This window comes from Janthinobacterium sp. GW821-FHT03A03, from assembly GCF_059421435.1.
The window spans coordinates 227,802-243,592 of the sequence record NZ_JBWKUZ010000006.1; the positions used below are offsets into that span (position 1 = coordinate 227,802).

At 58.9% G+C, this 15,791-nt stretch carries 20 protein-coding genes and 1 pseudogene; 16 read left to right on the plus strand and 5 right to left on the minus strand.

Translation table 11 applies throughout. The annotated features are described in order from the left end of the window. The first annotated feature begins 203 nt into the window (after window positions 1-203). From AC07VI_RS14875 to AC07VI_RS14885, 3 genes are all read left to right on the plus strand, one after another. Window positions 204-398 carry a hypothetical protein gene (locus tag AC07VI_RS14875; RefSeq protein WP_139842490.1) on the plus strand — a complete coding sequence of 65 codons (195 nt, stop codon included), beginning with the start codon at window positions 204-206 and terminating at the stop codon, window positions 396-398. Then, a complete protein-coding gene (locus AC07VI_RS14880) occupies window positions 399-653 on the plus strand; it encodes a hypothetical protein (protein ID WP_139842491.1) in 255 nt (84 codons plus the stop codon). 736 nt (window positions 654-1,389) lie between these two features. Further along, window positions 1,390-1,923 (plus strand): AAA family ATPase, encoded by a 534-nt coding sequence (locus AC07VI_RS14885; protein WP_492993161.1) that lies wholly within the window; start codon window positions 1,390-1,392, stop codon window positions 1,921-1,923. A gap of 246 nt (window positions 1,924-2,169) precedes the next feature. Here the strand turns inward: AC07VI_RS14885 and AC07VI_RS14890 are convergent, their stop codons facing one another. Next, window positions 2,170-3,300, minus strand: a complete 1,131-nt coding sequence (locus tag AC07VI_RS14890; protein WP_099419949.1) for a chromate transporter — start codon at window positions 3,298-3,300, stop codon at window positions 2,170-2,172. A 37-nt stretch (window positions 3,301-3,337) separates the two neighbouring features. Continuing rightward, window positions 3,338-3,936, minus strand: a pseudogene (locus AC07VI_RS14895) (chromate resistance protein ChrB domain-containing protein); the annotation flags it as partial. Window positions 3,937-4,124: 188 nt separating this feature from the next. On the opposite strand from AC07VI_RS14895, the gene AC07VI_RS14900 reads away from it, so the two are divergent. Together AC07VI_RS14900 and AC07VI_RS14905 are read left to right on the plus strand one after the other, a co-directional pair. Next, complete coding sequence (locus AC07VI_RS14900; protein WP_492993159.1) at window positions 4,125-4,298, plus strand: hypothetical protein; 174 nt, start codon at window positions 4,125-4,127, stop codon at window positions 4,296-4,298. Between the two features lie 323 nt (window positions 4,299-4,621). Then, window positions 4,622-5,146 (plus strand): FxDxF family PEP-CTERM protein, encoded by a 525-nt coding sequence (locus AC07VI_RS14905; RefSeq protein ID WP_492993157.1) that lies wholly within the window; start codon window positions 4,622-4,624, stop codon window positions 5,144-5,146. Between the two features lie 677 nt (window positions 5,147-5,823). Here AC07VI_RS14905 and AC07VI_RS14910 read toward each other — a convergent pair. From AC07VI_RS14910 to AC07VI_RS14920, 3 genes are read right to left on the minus strand one after another with little or no spacing between them, the layout of a single operon-like run. Next, the gene (locus AC07VI_RS14910) at window positions 5,824-6,039 is read right to left on the minus strand and encodes a hypothetical protein (RefSeq protein WP_492993155.1); all 216 of its coding nucleotides are present in this window, start codon (window positions 6,037-6,039) and stop codon (window positions 5,824-5,826) included. Beyond that, window positions 6,036-7,100 (minus strand): phage portal protein, encoded by a 1,065-nt coding sequence (locus tag AC07VI_RS14915; RefSeq protein ID WP_492993153.1) that lies wholly within the window; start codon window positions 7,098-7,100, stop codon window positions 6,036-6,038. The genes AC07VI_RS14910 and AC07VI_RS14915 overlap by 4 nt, the downstream gene beginning before the upstream one ends. Continuing rightward, window positions 7,097-8,896: a terminase ATPase subunit family protein gene (locus AC07VI_RS14920; protein ID WP_492993151.1), complete on the minus strand. Its 1,800-nt coding sequence runs from the start codon at window positions 8,894-8,896 to the stop codon at window positions 7,097-7,099. The genes AC07VI_RS14915 and AC07VI_RS14920 overlap by 4 nt, the downstream gene beginning before the upstream one ends. Window positions 8,897-9,032: 136 nt before the next feature. Between AC07VI_RS14920 and AC07VI_RS14925 the strand changes: the two genes are divergently transcribed. From AC07VI_RS14925 to AC07VI_RS14975, 11 genes are all read left to right on the plus strand, one after another. Then, window positions 9,033-9,818, plus strand: coding sequence for a GPO family capsid scaffolding protein (locus tag AC07VI_RS14925; protein ID WP_492993149.1), 786 nt, complete (start codon window positions 9,033-9,035; stop codon window positions 9,816-9,818). Between the two features lie 49 nt (window positions 9,819-9,867). Continuing rightward, window positions 9,868-10,887 (plus strand): phage major capsid protein, P2 family, encoded by a 1,020-nt coding sequence (locus tag AC07VI_RS14930; protein ID WP_492993147.1) that lies wholly within the window; start codon window positions 9,868-9,870, stop codon window positions 10,885-10,887. After that, window positions 10,887-11,603 carry a phage terminase small subunit gene (gene gpM / locus AC07VI_RS14935; protein ID WP_492993145.1) on the plus strand — a complete coding sequence of 239 codons (717 nt, stop codon included), beginning with the start codon at window positions 10,887-10,889 and terminating at the stop codon, window positions 11,601-11,603. The genes AC07VI_RS14930 and gpM overlap by 1 nt, the downstream gene beginning before the upstream one ends. 108 nt (window positions 11,604-11,711) lie before the next feature. Beyond that, complete coding sequence (locus AC07VI_RS14940) at window positions 11,712-12,215, plus strand: head completion/stabilization protein (protein ID WP_492993143.1); 504 nt, start codon at window positions 11,712-11,714, stop codon at window positions 12,213-12,215. Next, window positions 12,215-12,424, plus strand: a complete 210-nt coding sequence (locus tag AC07VI_RS14945) for a tail protein X (protein WP_492993141.1) — start codon at window positions 12,215-12,217, stop codon at window positions 12,422-12,424. Before AC07VI_RS14940 ends, AC07VI_RS14945 begins: the two co-directional genes overlap by 1 nt. Before the next feature lie 65 nt (window positions 12,425-12,489). After that, window positions 12,490-12,861 (plus strand): hypothetical protein, encoded by a 372-nt coding sequence (locus AC07VI_RS14950; RefSeq protein WP_492993139.1) that lies wholly within the window; start codon window positions 12,490-12,492, stop codon window positions 12,859-12,861. After that, on the plus strand, window positions 12,861-13,421 hold the full coding sequence (locus AC07VI_RS14955) for a glycoside hydrolase family 108 protein (RefSeq protein ID WP_492993137.1): 561 nt from the start codon (window positions 12,861-12,863) through the stop codon (window positions 13,419-13,421). Before AC07VI_RS14950 ends, AC07VI_RS14955 begins: the two co-directional genes overlap by 1 nt. Next, entirely contained in the window at window positions 13,418-13,930 is a 513-nt protein-coding gene (locus AC07VI_RS14960; protein ID WP_492993135.1) for a lysis system i-spanin subunit Rz, read from the plus strand. Before AC07VI_RS14955 ends, AC07VI_RS14960 begins: the two co-directional genes overlap by 4 nt. Further along, window positions 13,914-14,402, plus strand: coding sequence for a phage tail protein (locus AC07VI_RS14965; RefSeq protein ID WP_492993133.1), 489 nt, complete (start codon window positions 13,914-13,916; stop codon window positions 14,400-14,402). Before AC07VI_RS14960 ends, AC07VI_RS14965 begins: the two co-directional genes overlap by 17 nt. Continuing rightward, window positions 14,399-14,866 carry a phage virion morphogenesis protein gene (locus AC07VI_RS14970; RefSeq protein WP_492993131.1) on the plus strand — a complete coding sequence of 156 codons (468 nt, stop codon included), beginning with the start codon at window positions 14,399-14,401 and terminating at the stop codon, window positions 14,864-14,866. The genes AC07VI_RS14965 and AC07VI_RS14970 overlap by 4 nt, the downstream gene beginning before the upstream one ends. A gap of 127 nt (window positions 14,867-14,993) precedes the next feature. Further along, window positions 14,994-15,785 (plus strand): hypothetical protein, encoded by a 792-nt coding sequence (locus tag AC07VI_RS14975; protein WP_492993129.1) that lies wholly within the window; start codon window positions 14,994-14,996, stop codon window positions 15,783-15,785. Window positions 15,786-15,791 lie beyond the last annotated feature (6 nt).

A 15,791-nucleotide genomic window follows, 5' to 3' on the forward strand; every position in this document is an offset into this window, starting at 1 on the left:
GCCTAAGCATCCATACGTCGATCGTACCTACTACACTGCCTACGCATAAAAATCGGTACAAAAAGTCTTTGTGTACCTGCACGCCAGTGCATGGAGGAAAGTTGCGTCAGAACGGGTTTCCGATGAACAAGGCAACAATGCATTGCAAAAAAAACAAACACAGGGTACGCCAAAATGGTTGCCAACTAATTAACGGAGCTGAAGTGAAAACAGTATCCCCGTATGAAATTATTTCCGCTGACGCTGTAGTGCCAGGAGAACTCATCTTGTTGACGATTGATGAGCAAACTACTACCGCATTCGCGTTTCAAGACGCCAGTGAGGACGTGGGATTCTTACTCTTGGAAGGTAATCACATCGATGAGGTTGAGTACCTTGAGAGAAGGAAAGTGCAATGATTGATTCAATCTGTTTACATGGAACTACCAAGAGGTGCAAGTGGCTGGGCGGGTCAGCAGCGCCCCGAAGGCCCTTTGCTGGTAGCTATAGATGGAGAGAAAACCTATTTCATTTATCAAAGATACGGACAAGCAAATGCTGTTGATATTGATACTGGTCTAGTAAGTGATGCTCCTAGAAACCCACTGTATCTGCACAAATGGGCGATTTATGAGAACGAATCCCACGAACTGCTTCTGCAAGGCGGCGCCTAAACATCGTGCGAGCATCTGTACAAGCTAACCCACAGTCTCGTGCGGCGCTCATAGTTCCCCTATATCCGTTTCCCTTCACGTAGGAGGGGCCAGGGTCAGGTCCGCCATTCGGACACGGACTGATGCGTCGGGTGCTGTGAAAGCTGGCTCAGTTGAAGACCTAATTAGAACCACGAACGCGCGCCTGCGGCGCGCGGGGCTGCCGCGCAGCGGCAGCGGTTGGAGGATTCGGGGAGGGCTGGGCCGGTAGGCCCAGCCCTTCGAATCTCACACGCAGCGCGCGAAGGCGCCCTGCTCGCTTCCGCCAGGAAATAAAAAACCGCCCGAAGGCGGTTTCTTTATTTCCTGGCGGAAGCGGTGAGATTCGAACTCACGAACAGTTTAACCCGTCGCTAGTTTTCAAGTCTCCAAAATTTTCCATTTATATCAATAGGTTAGGATAAATTCCGTTCCGCACGCAATGTTTTTCTAGCGTCTTGCCACCCCCAGCTTATGCCACCCGAAACAGGCGATGCGGAAACGATTTGCTCCGAGCGGTGACTCTAAGATACAGTGATGATGCAATAGCGTATTTCCCCAGTGAAAACCTATTGGAAATTCGAAAAGTTACGCCAAAAACTACGCCAATTAACATAGAGATGAGCACTCAAAAATAAGGGAAATCTTGGGCTAAATTACGTTAGCACCTCTTTATTTTGTGGCAAAGATACCAATCAACCATCTTGGAAGTTAAGCAATGAAATCAGTCTTCCTCAACGGCACCGTTGGTGTTGGAAAGTCAACCACCGCCGAACACCTGGGCGCACACCTCATCGCACACAAAATTCCGCACGCTGTTATCGATCTGGACAGCATTAGGCAGCTCTGGCCAGCGCCTGAAGGCGATCCATTCAGCCTGGAGATTGAACTCTTAAACCTCGCAGCCCTTGCCGCAAACTTTGAGCGTGCCGGAGCACAATGCCTCGTGATGGCCGGCGTCATCGAAAACGCAAGTACCGCGGCACGTTATCGCGCTGCCTTGCGCGACGGGCAGCTCTCAATCTGTCGCCTTACAGCTCCGGCCGGAACAGTAGAACAGCGGTTACGGTCCAGGCATGTCAACGATGCGGAAGGACTTCAGTGGCATCTGCACCGAAGCATAGAGCTCGATTCAATTCTCCACGCTGCAAACGTGGATGACGTGGTGATTGATAGCGCTGAAAAATCGCCCGATGAAATCGCAAAAAAGGTTTTTGCGGTTCTAGGATGGACAACGAACGTAGTCCTGTAAGTTCAGCCAACTTGTACAGGTGCCTCTCCTTGCATCCAGATTTCATAGTATTCTAAAAATAATACACCTATTGAAAACCATGACGCGGTTTCGATTCCCGCCGTCTCCACCACCGAATTGTTTAGAATCAAGTAGTTAGCAAGAAGAAGGCTGTCATTATTTGGGTTGTTTCTGGGCTGTTTTAGCCTAGGAATGACAACAAAATGACAGCCTTTTTTTATCGCCAGGAAAAACTATCCTACAACTTTAGTGATGCAGCAAAGGGTACACAATCAAACCCACGAGCGCCGCAGCAGCTACAACCACAGGTTCCTGTAATTTCTTGAACCTCCATAGCAACGCCACCGTTGCCACTGCAATCAAAACAGTCGGGATATCGATGATCGAGCGCCGAGCAATCACGACCACCGAGCCTGTAATCGCTCCAATCGCTGCGGCCGTAATGCCATCAACAAATGCAAGCACTCCAGGCACCTTGCCATACTTCTTGAAGTACGGCGCCGGTATCACCGTAAACAGGTAGCACGGGATAAAGGTAGCCAGCGCAGCAACCGTCGCGCCAGGCAAGCCAGCAATCAAGTAACCGATGAAGCCGACAGTGATGACCACCGGTCCCGGAGTAATCATGGCGACGGCCACTGCATCAATAAACTGTTTGTCCGTCAGCCAGTGATGCTCAGTTACTACACCGCCATACAGGAAGGGCACAATGGCCAGCCCCGAGCCGAAGACGAATGCGCCAGCCTTGGCGAAGAAGATACCAATTTGTGTCAACAGCGGAAAGTCCAGCACTTCGAAGACGGCCGGTGCCGCTGGCATCTGCGTCAAACCAATCACGTGCAAACTGCCCTTGGATAGCCACTTGGGCGGCGCGCGCACCAACCAGACCAGCACGCCGGCGGCGATAAACAGCCAGGCCACTTCGGATTCTGTCACTATGGTCACCCCGGCCAGCAACAGATAAATTGCCCACAACAATTTGTCCTTGCCGATACTCTTCGCCGTCAACTTCTTAGCGCTCATTGCAATGATGCCGATCACGGCTGCGCCAACGCCATAAAACACCGCTTGCATCCACGAGAGGCCACCGAAGCGTACATAGGCCCAGCCGAGCGCAACAACCATCAAGAAGGAAGGCATAACGAAAGCCAGGCCAGCCAGCGTTGCGCCACGAATACGGTAATGGACATAACCCATATAGATGCCAAGCTGAGCCGCCAGCGGACCCGGCGCTAGTTGAGCCAGCGCCAAGCCCTCCTTGTAATCAGCCTCCGATATCCATTTTCGCCCCTCAACTAGATCGCGGTGCATATAGCCAACCAGGGCAATGGGACCACCAAAGCCAAGGCTCCCAAGGCGCAGCATGTACAAAATCATCTGCCACAACGTGTAATTGGCCTGGACTACCGTAGGGTTACTCGTTTTCAAGAGCGCCTCCTGATGATTTTGCCGTTCCGGCCGGCGCATCGATTGAAAAATGAACGTGTAACGAGTCGAGTACGACACTCATTCGGCCAGCAGTTGGTCGTCGTCAGTGCAGCGCTGGCGAGCACCAGCCAGCATCGCCTCAAAGCCGCTCGCTTCGGGGACGAAAACGCCGCCGACATCAAGCGCATGCACCATCCGCCCAAGACGGGCCAGACCCCGTTCACGCTCCAGCCCGAAGCTGGCCACCAACACCTCGAAAGTGACGCGTTCGCCGACGTGCGTGAATGCTGCGCGGTCGAAGTCAAAACCTAATGCGTCCGACGGGCAATCGATGGGCACTTCCAACCAAAGGAAACGCGCATTCGGGTCGATGAAGCGGCGAATCAGCCAGGCGCTGGCGACGCGGTCGACCCACAGATAACGCCGGGTAGCCCAGGTACGTCCCTGATGCGACGCCAACTCACAGCGTTGCACTGCGGCGTCAACCGCCTGTGGCTCACCGGGAGAGAGCAACGTTTGCGCCACGTTAACAAAATCCATCCAGACTGCCTCCGCATGGGTGGATGACTCATTGGCGAAATAGTCTCCAAAATTTTCTATTTATATCAATGGCTTACAATAAATTCTATTCCGCACTCAACTTTTTTGTAGTGCCTTGCCCGCCCCCGCTAGCGCCACCCGACACAGGCGATGCGGAAACGATTTTCTCCGAGGATAGTTTCGCATTGGCAGCACGTATCTGAACGCTCACCAGCCATCATCACCAGGGCGACATGCTGCAGCTCAATTACGGCAGCGTGGTCGTCGGCTGTCAGGTCATCGTGCTGATCGATCAATCACAGCGGCTGGCTGACTGGGCATCATCAGGCACCCACTACTTCGGTGCCAAGGAGGATGAAGAACCATCAGCAATAATCTCCCCAACCGCCGACTCGGAAAGAGACTGACATACATTAATTAGCGTTTCGCAATCTAGCATGCAATAAACCGAAACGGCATGGCCATTGCATACTTCCTTTCCAAACAGCAATTAGGTGCCTATGCAACAGTATTTCCATCACAAAAAAATATTCTTTTTTTTGTGCAATATCGATAATTCGTGTTTTTATTTTGGCAACCATCCGAAATTTATGCCCGTATAGTAGTAACGGGCTATTTAAGTGAAAGTAACGATATAAAAATACAACATTGATAACTGTTAGTATTGGTGATAATTTGTCATCGCAGTACGCTTTTTCTGAAATTTAATCGTTTTTCAGGGGAGATCAACATGAAACTAAGGTCACTTATCGCAGCGGCAGTACTGAGTGCTGCTTCCATCGGTAGCGCCAGCGCCACCGCCTATACTGTCAACCTCACCAACACCTCGGGCAACCTGTGGACCAGCGGTTTCAACGCCGTGCCCAGCCCGCTCGGCGACTTCACGGATACCTTCACGTTCACCCCAACTGCGACCTTCGGCTCGACCGCACAGGCCTTCCTTGCCAACCTGTCCGTCACGGGCTCGGACAGTTCGTCCATCCACTTCACCAGCGCCAACCTGAACGGCATTGGGCTGACCGGATTTGGCGGCCCAACCGTCTTTGGCTATGCTCAGGGGGAAGTACTCGCACCGACGAGCATCCTGTTCAATGGCCCGCTGGTCCTGACCGTGATGGGCAACACCAAGGGCGGCAGCTATGGCGGCGTCTTCAACCTGAACCTGGCGCCCGTTCCTGAACCGGAAACCTATGGCATGCTGCTGGCAGGCCTGGGCATACTCGGCTTCCTGGCGCGGCGCCGGAACCAATCTTGACTGCAATACCCAAAAGACGCTACGGCGTCTTTTTTGTTCATATCTACCAAATTCGTTGCCAAGTTACTGGATTTACCTCGAGCACCAATACAGAAAATTAAAAAAAGCCCCAAAGTTGGAGGAACTTTGGAGCTTTAACGTAATGTTACTTACGGGCTATTATTACTTTATAGATCACACAATGGATGATGTCAAGAAAGTACATATTATCAGCAATTATCAATTAAAATAGTTGCACAATACACACTTGCAAGAATGGACGGGAGAAACCTCCCTCGCAGCTTTGATCAATACATGGGCCAGAACCGCATCAGCGCGCGGCACAGCGCGAAAACAACGCTGCTCTCACGGCGCAAACACCACCCGCACGAAAAACCGCTCAAAGTGCGTCAAAATGCGTCAAAACGCACGCCCCCTCTTTGCCCCACCGCGCCAGTCCTCATGCGCCTTCGGCCATGGCGCACATTTGAGTCAAAAGAGCCCTATATAGCGGGCAGGTGTGGAGGGGGGACAACTGCGCGCGCCGGGCCGAGACGGGCCTTTTTCTTGCATCCATAGCAACATCAATCATCAGGACGTGAAAAAGCCGCCTCATGGGCGGCTTGTGCGGTGGCTGGGGCGCTTCGGTGCGACTGGGCTGTCACGGCCCCGCCCTGCCGACTATCGCGGCGTGGCAGTCATCCTGGGCGGCCGGCGCGGGCCTTGGCGGCTTGCTCCTTCTCGTAGTCGTCGCGGCAATCGACGTTGCAGAACGGCAGGCCGGGCGCCAGCGCCTCGTCGCAGTAGTGGCAAGCGCCGTGCGCCACCAGGGCGGGCCGGCCGCGCACGGCGGCCAGGCCGCGCGCCACTTCGGCGAAGATGATCTTGTCGGTGTTGTCGATGTGGTCACTCATTGCGCAGTCTCCTTGCCCAGGCCCAGGTCATACGGGGCGAACTTCACCACTTCCACGCCGGCCCACTCGTTGATCGCCATGAACTGCGCCTGCAGCGGCACCAGTTCATTGCGCGCGAACACGCGCGCGGCCGGCTCGACGGCGCCGAAGCCGCCGGCATTGTTCGGCAGGATGCCCATCAGTTGCGGCGGCACGCGGTGCGCGGCCAGCTGGTCGTCGCGCGTGACGCTCTTGATGTTGAAAAACTCGTCCTTGGCGGCCACGTCCGACACCGGCAGAATCTGGATGCCGTCCTTCTTGCCGTTCGGCGCATACATGAACAGGTTGCGGAAGTTGCCCGGTCCCTTGCTGTCGCGCATGGCCTGGCGCAGGTTGTCCACGTCCTGGGTGTTGGCGGCGGCATCCGTCATGTAGAACACGAAACCGGCGTGCGAACCGTTCTTGTAATACTTGCGGCGGAACAAGGTGGCCGCCTCGTTGAGCCAGGCTGATTGCAGCGCGCTCAGGTACTGCGGCACGCCATACAGCTCCTGGTTCACGTCCGGTTCCATCAGGTGGAACACGCGGCCCTTGTCGAACTGATGCACGGCCTGGTAGCCGTTCACGAAATAATAGGTATCCAGATCGACGCCGCGCCGCATGTACTTGGCCAGCGCATGCTGGTACGCCAGCGCCTTGCCGCTGCGGCTGGGCCGGTCTTCCAGGTAGGCATTGCCGAACGTCAGGAAGTCGAGCGCCATGCGCTTGAAGGCGTCGCGCGACAAATATTTGCTGGGAATCAGGGTGGACGCCAGCACGTTGGCCTTGAAGTGGATGGCGCTGCTGTGGTGCACGCCGGCGTTGAAGGACTTGGCCAGGCCGGCCAGGTTGACGGGCGGCTCGTACCAGTGGCCGTTCTTCCAGCATTCGAAACAGTCGAGAATGTCGGCGTGCTCGAGCACGGGCGTCGGGTCGCCGAAGGAAAACGCCTCGATGCCGGCGGCGGCCGGCGCCATGGCCGCTGTTGATGGCGCGCCCTGGGCCTGCTGGCCGCGCGCGCGCAAGTGTCGTGCTTTGCTCAAGAATAAATCTCCATGAAAGAGTGGTGGTTGTCGGTGGTGCCTTCGAAGGGTTCGTGGTCGAGGGCGTGCATGCAGGCCCACGCCAGGTCGGCGTGGCCGGTTTCGTCGCTGCGCCCGGCGACATAGGTCACGTGCCGCCCGCTGGGGGTGAGGGTCTTGTGGATGGCCATGAAGGACTGCGCGATGTCGGTCCAGCCGGCGTCAAACTCCAGCCGGCCCTTGCTGATGATGTTTTTCGCCTTCAAGACCATGCGCGTTTTGACTTCAGGCGAGTAGTTCAGGGCCGTGACGGCCGGGAAGAAGCCGCGCACGATCGGCAGCACGCCGATGCCCATGCCAGTCGTGTCGATGCCGATGTATTCGACGTTGTAGCGCTGGGTCATCTGGCGGATGGCGTCGGCGTGATCCTCGAAGCTCTGCCCGCGCCACTGGTGGCGCTCCAGGATGCGGAACTTGCCGCCTGCCGTCATGGGCGGCGCCAGCACCACGCAGCCGGCGCTGTCGCCGTTCAAGGCCGGGTCGTAGCCGATCCACACGGGCCGGTTGCCGAACGGGCGCAGGCCCAGCAAGGGCTTGTAGTCGTCCCATTCGACCCAGGAATCGACCATGCAGCGCTGCAGCTCGGCCAGCGGGAAGACCGAGGCCGAGTCGTCGATAAAGTTGCACATCAGCAGATTGTCGAACTGGTCGGGGCTGTATTCGAAGTTGCGCAGCTCGTCGATGTCGAACAGGTTGCAGCCGCCGCGCTCGGCGTCCAGGATGGTGACGATCTGGCGCCAGATCTTGTCCTCGCCCGTGTAGCCCGACGACAGGCGGCCATGGCTCACGTCGATGTTCACCTGGTCCGCCTTGGCGCGGCGCTTGTTGAACAGCTCGCCCGTCCAGAACGGGTAGGCCTGGTGCGTGGTCGAGGATGGCGTGGAAAAATACGTCTTGCGCCATTTCTTGTGAATGGCCATGCCCGAGGCCACCTTGTTCAACTCCTGGAAATTCTGCGTCCAGAAAAATTCGTCAAAGTAGAAATTGCCGTGGTAGCCCTGCGCCGTGCGCGCGTTGGTGCCCAGGAAGTACAGGTGCGCGCCGTTCGGCAGCACGATGGGGTCGCCCGTCAGCTCGATGCCGGCCGCCTCGCGCGCGAATTGCACGATGTATTGCTTGAAGACGTGTGCCTGGCTCTTGGAAGCGGACAGGAAGATCTGATTGCGGCCCGTCGCCATGGCGTCGGCCAGCGCCTCGCGCGCGAAATACCAGGTGGCGCCGATCTGCCTGGACTTGAGGATGGCGCGCGTGCGCTGATCGCCGTTGCGATACCAAACTTTCTGGTAATCGAACAACGAATCCTGGAAGGCGTCGAGCAGCTGAATGCGCTGTTCGTCGCTGAAATCGTTACGCGTCGGCTTCTTCTTCGGCCCGGCATTGCGGTTCGCCAGCTTGGGATTGAGATCGACCTCGTTGCCGCCCGGTTGCTCATAGCGGCGCACGCGCGCCATCTGCACGATGGTGCGGGCGAGTAAATCGATTTCCTTGTAGTCGCTGCCGCTCTTGACCTCTTTTTCGATCAGTTTTACGAGGCGCAGCTCGGCCGACGCCTCGACGTGCTCGATGGCCTGCGCCTTGTCCCATTCATCGCGCAGCTTCCAGCTATTGATGGTGCTGCGCTTGATCCCCAGGTGGCGGGCGATGGACGAAATGCGCCAGCCCTTCCAGTACAGGGCGCGCGCGGCGCGGCGCGGCTCGGACTCGGGCACGGCCAGTTCGGCGATTTTTTCTTCAGGGGTTTGATGGATTCCTAACATGCCGCCAGCGTAGGCCGCGCGCGCGCGGAGCGGGGAAAGGCAAAAGTCGCTATGGCCCATAGCAACCCGCAGCGCATTGAATCGCAGCGCCAAGACGTTGACCATGGCGTTATCCGATCAACCGAGAACGCCCACCATGTCCAAATCGAAATTCTTCCGCGTCGCCACCGAAGGCGCCACCACGGACGGCCGCAACATCGACCGCGCCACCATCGAGCAGATCGCCGCCACCTACAACCCGAAAACCTACGGCGCGCGCATCTGGCTCGAGCACATTCGCGGCATCCTGCCCGACAGCCAGTTCAAGGCCTACGGCGACGTGATCGCGGTGAAAGCCGAGGAAGTGGACACCGACAGCGGCAAGAAACTGGCCCTGTTTGCGCAAATCGAACCCACGCCGGAACTGGTGGCCATCAACAAGGCGAAACAGAAGCTGTACACCAGCCTGGAAATCCAGCCCGACTTTGCCGACTCCTCGCAGCCCTACCTGGTCGGCCTGGGGGTCACCGACAGCCCGGCCAGCCTGGGCACCGATGCGCTGAAATTCTCCGCCGTCCGCAAGCAGCAAAGCACCAACCTGTTTACGTCGGCCGTCGAGGTCGAGCTGGAATTCGAAGAGCAGGGCATCAGGCTGGCCGATGCCGTGAAAAACCTGCTGTCGCGCTTTTCGAATAAATCCGGCGCCGACGCGGCGCAGTTCGCCGACATCAGCGAAGCCGTGCAGGCGCTGGCCGGCCACGTCGTCACCGCCAACGACAACTATGCGTGCGCCATGGTCCGTCTGGAAAAAACCGAAACGGCCTTGAAGGCCACGCAGGACGAGCTGGCCGCCTTCAAGGCGCAGATGGATGAAGCGCCCGGCAACGGCCCGCGCCGCCCGGCCGCCACCGGCAACGACGGCGCCGTGCAGACCGAGTTTTAAGCGCCCGCGCCATCCACCAACACCCCATTCAACAACGGAGCACCGAACCATGAAAAAGCAAACGCGCCAGGTCTTTGGCCAATATGAAACCCGCCTGGGCCAGCTGAACGACACGGACAACGTGGCCAAGACCTTCAGCGTCACGCCCAGCGTGCAGCAAAAGCTGGAAAACAAAATGCAGGAATCGAGCGAGTTTCTGTCGAAGGTGAACATCATCGGCGTGGGCGAGCAGGAAGGCGAAAAGCTGGGCTTGGGCGTGTCCGGCCCGATTGCCAGCCGCACCAACACCAAGGACAAGGAACGCGAAACGCGCGACCTGTCCACCATGGACAGCACCAAGTACCGCTGCGAGCAGACCAACTTCGACACGCATTTGAGCTATGCCAAGCTGGACGCCTGGGCCAAGTTCGCCGACTTCCAGTCGCGCGTGGCCAATGCCATCCTGACGCGTCAGGCGTTAGATCGCATCGTCATCGGTTTCAATGGCGTGAAAGTCATGGCCACCACCGACCTGGCCGCCAATCCGCTGCTGCAGGACGTGAACAAGGGCTGGCTGCAGCACCTGCGCGAACAGGCGCCCGAGCGCGTGCTGGGCCTGGTGGCCGCCGGCATGCCGGGCAAGGTCGTCATCGGCGACGTGGACGGCGCCGACTATGCCAACCTGGACGCGGCCGTCACCGATGCCGTCAACCTGCTCGATCCCTGGTATCAGGAAGACACGGGCCTGGTGGCCATCGTCGGCCGCAAGCTGCTGAACGATAAATACTTCCCGCTGGTGAACACCAAGCAGGCGCCCACGGAAACCCTGGCGGCCGACATCATCATCAGCCAGAAACGCATCGGCGGCTTGCCGGCGGCGCGCGTGCCCTACTTCCCGGACAACGCCATCCTGATTACCCGCTTCGACAATCTGTCAATCTACTTCCAGGACGGCGCGCGCCGCCGCCGCGTGGTGGACGAACCCAAGCGCGACCGCATCGAAAATTACGAGTCGTCGAACGACGCCTACGTGATCGAAGACCTGGGCCTGGCCGCGCTGGTGGAAAACATCGAGCTGAAAGACAAGTGATGGCGAACCAGTCCCCCGCCCTGCGCCACCGGGCGCGCATGCTGGCCGAGCGCACGGCCGGCGCCGCCGCGCCGCAGGGCGTCACCACCGGCACGGCCTACGAGCTGATGCTCTACAAGCTGGCCGACGACCGGCGCCGCCTGAAATCCATCCAGTCGGTGGAACGCAAGATCGAGGTCAAGGCCACCTTGCTGCCGGATTATGCGCAATGGATCGACGGCGTGCTGGCCGGCGGCAAGGGCGCCCAGGATGACGTGTTCGCCACCCTGCTGGTGTGGCACATCGACACGGGCGAGTATGACCGCGCGCTGGTCATGGCCGAATACGCTTTGGCGCACAAGTTCACCCTGCCCGACACCTACAGCCGCGACATCGCCACCCTGATGCTGGACGAATTTGCCGAAGGCTACCTGCACGGCAAGCTGGCCGCCGATCCGCAGCACGCCGCGCAGGTGCTGGGCACGGTCGAACGGCTGACGGCCGCCAGCGACGCCCCGGACCAGGCGCGCGCCAAGCTGCACAAGGCCATCGGCCTGGCCTTGATCGCCGTGCTGGATCAGGCCGACGAAACGGACATCGCCCCGGCGCTGGTGGCGCAGGCGGAAAACGCCATGGCTCAGTTGAAGCGCGCCCGCGCGCTGTCGGAATCGTGCGGCGTCAAGAAGGATATGGAAAAGCTGGAACGGCGCCTCAAGCGCGCGGCCGGTTCCACGTAAAGAGCATCCCCCGCAGCACGGCGGCACGGGGGGATTCTGGCTAACGCATTGGCAACAATCTTGGCCTGATGAACCCCGTCCACCGCCCTATTATTGAAAGCGCCCCGTATGTCCTTCATGGCCCTGCCCCCGTCAACCCAGCCCAGCGCCGCCCCCGCGCCGCCGGCGCCTGCCGCCGGCGTCATCGAGAACGACGGCTGGTTTCCCGACATCCTGCTTACCGACATGCGCGACGTCATGCGCCTGGACGGCACCGTCACCGACGCGCGCCTGGTGCAAGCCGTGGTCGATGCCATCCTGCAGGTCAACCGCGAGCTGGCAGAGTGGCAAGGCAAGCAGGCCGCTGCCGGCATGGCCGCCCTGGTGGACGTGCCGGCCACGCGCATCAACCGCGAATCGCGCCTGCTGGCGCAGTATCGGCGCGCCGTCTACAGCACGGCGAAAGCCGATCTGATCGAGCGTTACCGCGACTACGACAGCACGGCCACGTCCGTGAGCGACAAGAAAAGCATGGAATGGCTGGACGACGCCCCAGGCGCCCAGCGGCGCAACGCGCAATGGGCCATCGCCGATATGGTCGGCCGCACGCACCTGACCGTGGAATTGATCTGATGCAGGTGCGCACGCAGCAGCACGACACGGTAGACGCCCTGGTGTGGCGCTACCTGGGCGACGGCGCGGGATACGTCGAGCAGGCCTTGGCCCTGAATCCGGCGCTGGCGCGCCACGGCGCCGTGCTGCCCGCCGGCCTGGTCGTCACCTTGCCCGAGCCGGCGCCCAGCACGGGCCAGGTGGCGGACATCGTGCAGCTATGGGATTAACGCAGCAATCCACCATTTTTACTCTCATGAAAAATCTATCTACCCTCTCACCGGAGAATCAAGCAATGTCCGCAGAATCGTTTGGTGGTTTCGCCACCCTGGTCAAACTGTACGGCTTCAAGGCGGCGCTGGGCATGGTCGGCGCGGCCATGCTGTACATCGTGCTGCCGCCCTTGAACAGCGACGGCACCTTCAACAAGGGCGAATTCGTCGCCCGCCTGGCTTGCGCGGGCGTGTTCTCGTGCCTGCTGGGCGGCACCGTGTATCAGCTGCTGTGCGCCCAACTCCCCGCCATTGGCACCATGGTCAACGCCTCCGCCATCGACTTGATTGTCGGCGCGCCCGGATGGTGGGTATCGCGCGCCGTGGCCCTGTGGTTCCAGCGCCGCAGCGACAAGGACATCGCCGAGCTGGTCAAAGACGCAAAGGAACACTGATGGCCACCACCGACCATCCACTGATCGCGCGCACCATCGACGCCATCCTGCGCGCCGAAGGCGGCTATGTGAATGACCCGCAAGACAAGGGCGGCGAAACCAATTACGGCATCACCGTGGCCGTGGCGCGCGCCAACGGTTACACGGGCCCCATGCGAGAGCTGCCCGTGGCCGTGGCGCGCGCCATCTACACGGCGCGCTACATCACGGAACCGAAGTTCGACCAGGTGCTGGCCATCCATGCCGGCATTGGCGCCGAAGTGATCGACACGGGCGTGAACATGGGGCCGCATCGCGCGGCCGAGTTCCTGCAGCGCTGGCTGAACGGTTTCAACGATACGGGCGTGCGCTATCCAGCCCTGTTCGTCGATGGCCGCCTGGGCGAACAGTCGCTGGGCGCGCTGGCTACCTTCCTCAAATGGCGCGGCCAGGATGGCGTCACCGTGCTGCTGCGCGCCCTGAACGGCCTGCAGGCGGCGCGTTACCTGGAAATCACCGAGGCCAACAAGACCCAGCGCCGTTTTCTGTTCGGCTGGATCAAGGAACGGGTGGCCATGTGAGCGCGACCACCTGGCGCCCGCTGGCCGCCTGCCTGCTATGCGGCGCCCTGGTCGGCTGGACGACGCAGGGCTGGCGCAAGGATGCCAGCATCGCCGTGCTGCAGCGGGAGGCGGCCACCAGCAAAACCAATGCCGCCACCGCGCTGGCCCAGGCCACCGCCCGCGTGCTCACCCTGGAGCGCGCCGCCGGCACCGCCCTGGCGCAGCGTGCCGACCACCTCACCCAGGAGCAAACCCATGCGAAATCCGAGCGTGACCGTTTTAACGATGACGTGCGCAGCGGCGCTGTGCGCCTGTCAATCCCCGTCGCCGGCGCCCAGTGCGCCGCCACTGCAGATTCCGCCATTGCCGCAGGCCATCGGATTGAAGCGCGCGCCGAACTTGACGCAGCGACTGCGGCAGCTCTTGACGCCATTGCCGGCGACGGTGACGACGCCACCCGCCAGCTGAACGCCTGCATTGACGCCTACAACCTAGTACGAGACACCTACCATGTACAAACCGAATAGCCTGCGCCAACACCTGGCCGCCGCCATCCCCGACCTGCAGCGCGATCCCGATCGCCTGCTGGTCTTCGCCGACGAAGGAAACGTGGTGGCGTCGGCCACCGCCTCCCTCTCCTTCGAATACCGCTTCAAGCTCAACCTGATCGTCACCGACTACGCGGGCGACGCCGACGCCATCATGGTGGCCCTGATCGCCTGGCTGAAAGTCCACCAGCTCGACCTGATGGCCAATGAGGAAACGCGCAAGCACGGCATCGCCTTTGAGGTGGATTTTAATAACCACGAAACAGTCGACATTTCCATCAAGCTAGGCTTGACCGAGCGCGTGGCCGTCAAGACCGGCGAGGCGGGCCGCCTCGACATCCAGCACCTGGCCGAGATACAGCACATGCCGGCCTACGCGGACGAGTTCTGGAAGCTGTACGACGGCGAGACCCTGCTGGCCGAGTGGCGCACGCCCGAGGCGACGCCATGAGCGACGACCTGCACGCGCTGGAAGCCTGGGCCGGCGCCCTTCTGGCCAAGCTGCAGCCAGCCCAGCGCCGCGCCATCAATCACAAGGTGGCCATCGACCTGCGCCGCAGCCAGGCGCAACGCATCAAGGCGCAGCAGGGGCCGGATGGCACGGCGTATCCGGCGCGCAAGCGGCGCAAGGAATTCAAAGGGAAGAATGGGCGGATCAAGCGGCAGAAGGCGGCAATGTTCGCCAAGATTCGCACCGCTAAACACCTGAAAGTAAAGGCGACCGGCGACCAGATCGAGGTCGGATTCTTTGGCTGGGTGGCGCGCGTGGCGCATGTGCATCAGTTTGGCCGGCAAGAGCGCGTCACAAAGAAAGGGCCGGCATACAAGTATCCGGAACGGCCGCTGCTGGGGGTAAATGAAGCGGATCGGACGTTGATACGCGACTCATTGCTGAGCCACCTTACACAGCTCTGAGATATGCCAATCAAAATCCCACCTAATCCCAGATCCAAATGAGTTACAGTTACTTATTACTTTCACTATCACCCAGGAATGGACGTGAAAAAATATAACTCAGCGAACTCATTGAAAAGAGGCCCGGATGAAAATTTTCGCAACTTGTATGGAATGTCAAAAAGAGTTAGGCCGTCCCAGCTTTGAAGTTTTCAACGTGCCTTACTATGAGGACCGTTTATCAGTTATCGAATGTGCTTATGGCCACACTAGCGTACATGTGTTACAGAATCAAAAGTTCGAAGTTCTCATGGAATCTGGCGCGAATGCATTGGCGGCGGGTTTTACACTAGAGGCATGCGCGAGTTTTTCGGCGGCGCTTGAACGTCTGTACGAATTTGCAATAAAAGTATTTGTAATAAAAAGGGGGATTGCCGAAACCGATTTTGAGCGTCAGTTCAAGGAAATGGCCCGCCAATCTGAAAGACAGCTTGGAGCGTTCATGGTCCTCTATCTCATTGAGATTGGAACCCCATATATCATAAATAATGACCTTGTAAATTTCCGAAATGCCGTTATCCATAAAGGGAAGATTCCCGACCCGGGCGAAGCACACTCGTTCTGTTCCGACGTATATGACTCTGTGGTAAAAATAACCGACGAATTGAAACAGCGATGCCCGGAAGCAATGCGACGCGCTGTGTTACTAGACATGCAGGAGCGAGACAAAAAGCTGCCACAAAAGTATGCTCGCGCCTTTAGCTCTGGCGGTTTGATGTTTGATTTGTCAGCTGACAATAAAAGAACTTTTGAGGAAGCTCTTAACTTCATGAATGAAAGAATAGAAATTTTGAAGAAATCTCTTCCCCAAATGGAGGCGTTGAGCCGCTTTCACCGTAGCTATCAGCAAACCACCGCTGAAAAAGAAGGCGACTCGTAATATTTT

What these genes read in the sequence shown, in the direction of transcription:
- AC07VI_RS14885 (WP_492993161.1), top strand. Translation starts at nt 1,390, where the DNA reads ATGAAATCAGTCTTCCTCAACGGCACCGTTGGTGTTGGAAAGTCAACC.
- AC07VI_RS14890 (WP_099419949.1), bottom strand. Translation starts at nt 3,300, where the DNA reads ATGATTTTGTACATGCTGCGCCTTGGGAGCCTTGGCTTTGGTGGTCCC.
- AC07VI_RS14900 (WP_492993159.1), top strand. Translation starts at nt 4,125, where the DNA reads ATGCTGCAGCTCAATTACGGCAGCGTGGTCGTCGGCTGTCAGGTCATC.
- AC07VI_RS14905 (WP_492993157.1), top strand. Translation starts at nt 4,622, where the DNA reads ATGAAACTAAGGTCACTTATCGCAGCGGCAGTACTGAGTGCTGCTTCC.
- AC07VI_RS14910 (WP_492993155.1), bottom strand. Translation starts at nt 6,039, where the DNA reads ATGAGTGACCACATCGACAACACCGACAAGATCATCTTCGCCGAAGTG.
- AC07VI_RS14920 (WP_492993151.1), bottom strand. Translation starts at nt 8,896, where the DNA reads ATGTTAGGAATCCATCAAACCCCTGAAGAAAAAATCGCCGAACTGGCC.
- AC07VI_RS14925 (WP_492993149.1), top strand. Translation starts at nt 9,033, where the DNA reads ATGTCCAAATCGAAATTCTTCCGCGTCGCCACCGAAGGCGCCACCACG.
- AC07VI_RS14930 (WP_492993147.1), top strand. Translation starts at nt 9,868, where the DNA reads ATGAAAAAGCAAACGCGCCAGGTCTTTGGCCAATATGAAACCCGCCTG.
- gpM (WP_492993145.1), top strand. Translation starts at nt 10,887, where the DNA reads ATGGCGAACCAGTCCCCCGCCCTGCGCCACCGGGCGCGCATGCTGGCC.
- AC07VI_RS14940 (WP_492993143.1), top strand. Translation starts at nt 11,712, where the DNA reads ATGTCCTTCATGGCCCTGCCCCCGTCAACCCAGCCCAGCGCCGCCCCC.
- AC07VI_RS14945 (WP_492993141.1), top strand. Translation starts at nt 12,215, where the DNA reads ATGCAGGTGCGCACGCAGCAGCACGACACGGTAGACGCCCTGGTGTGG.
- AC07VI_RS14950 (WP_492993139.1), top strand. Translation starts at nt 12,490, where the DNA reads ATGTCCGCAGAATCGTTTGGTGGTTTCGCCACCCTGGTCAAACTGTAC.
- AC07VI_RS14955 (WP_492993137.1), top strand. Translation starts at nt 12,861, where the DNA reads ATGGCCACCACCGACCATCCACTGATCGCGCGCACCATCGACGCCATC.
- AC07VI_RS14965 (WP_492993133.1), top strand. Translation starts at nt 13,914, where the DNA reads ATGTACAAACCGAATAGCCTGCGCCAACACCTGGCCGCCGCCATCCCC.
- AC07VI_RS14970 (WP_492993131.1), top strand. Translation starts at nt 14,399, where the DNA reads ATGAGCGACGACCTGCACGCGCTGGAAGCCTGGGCCGGCGCCCTTCTG.
- AC07VI_RS14975 (WP_492993129.1), top strand. Translation starts at nt 14,994, where the DNA reads ATGAAAATTTTCGCAACTTGTATGGAATGTCAAAAAGAGTTAGGCCGT.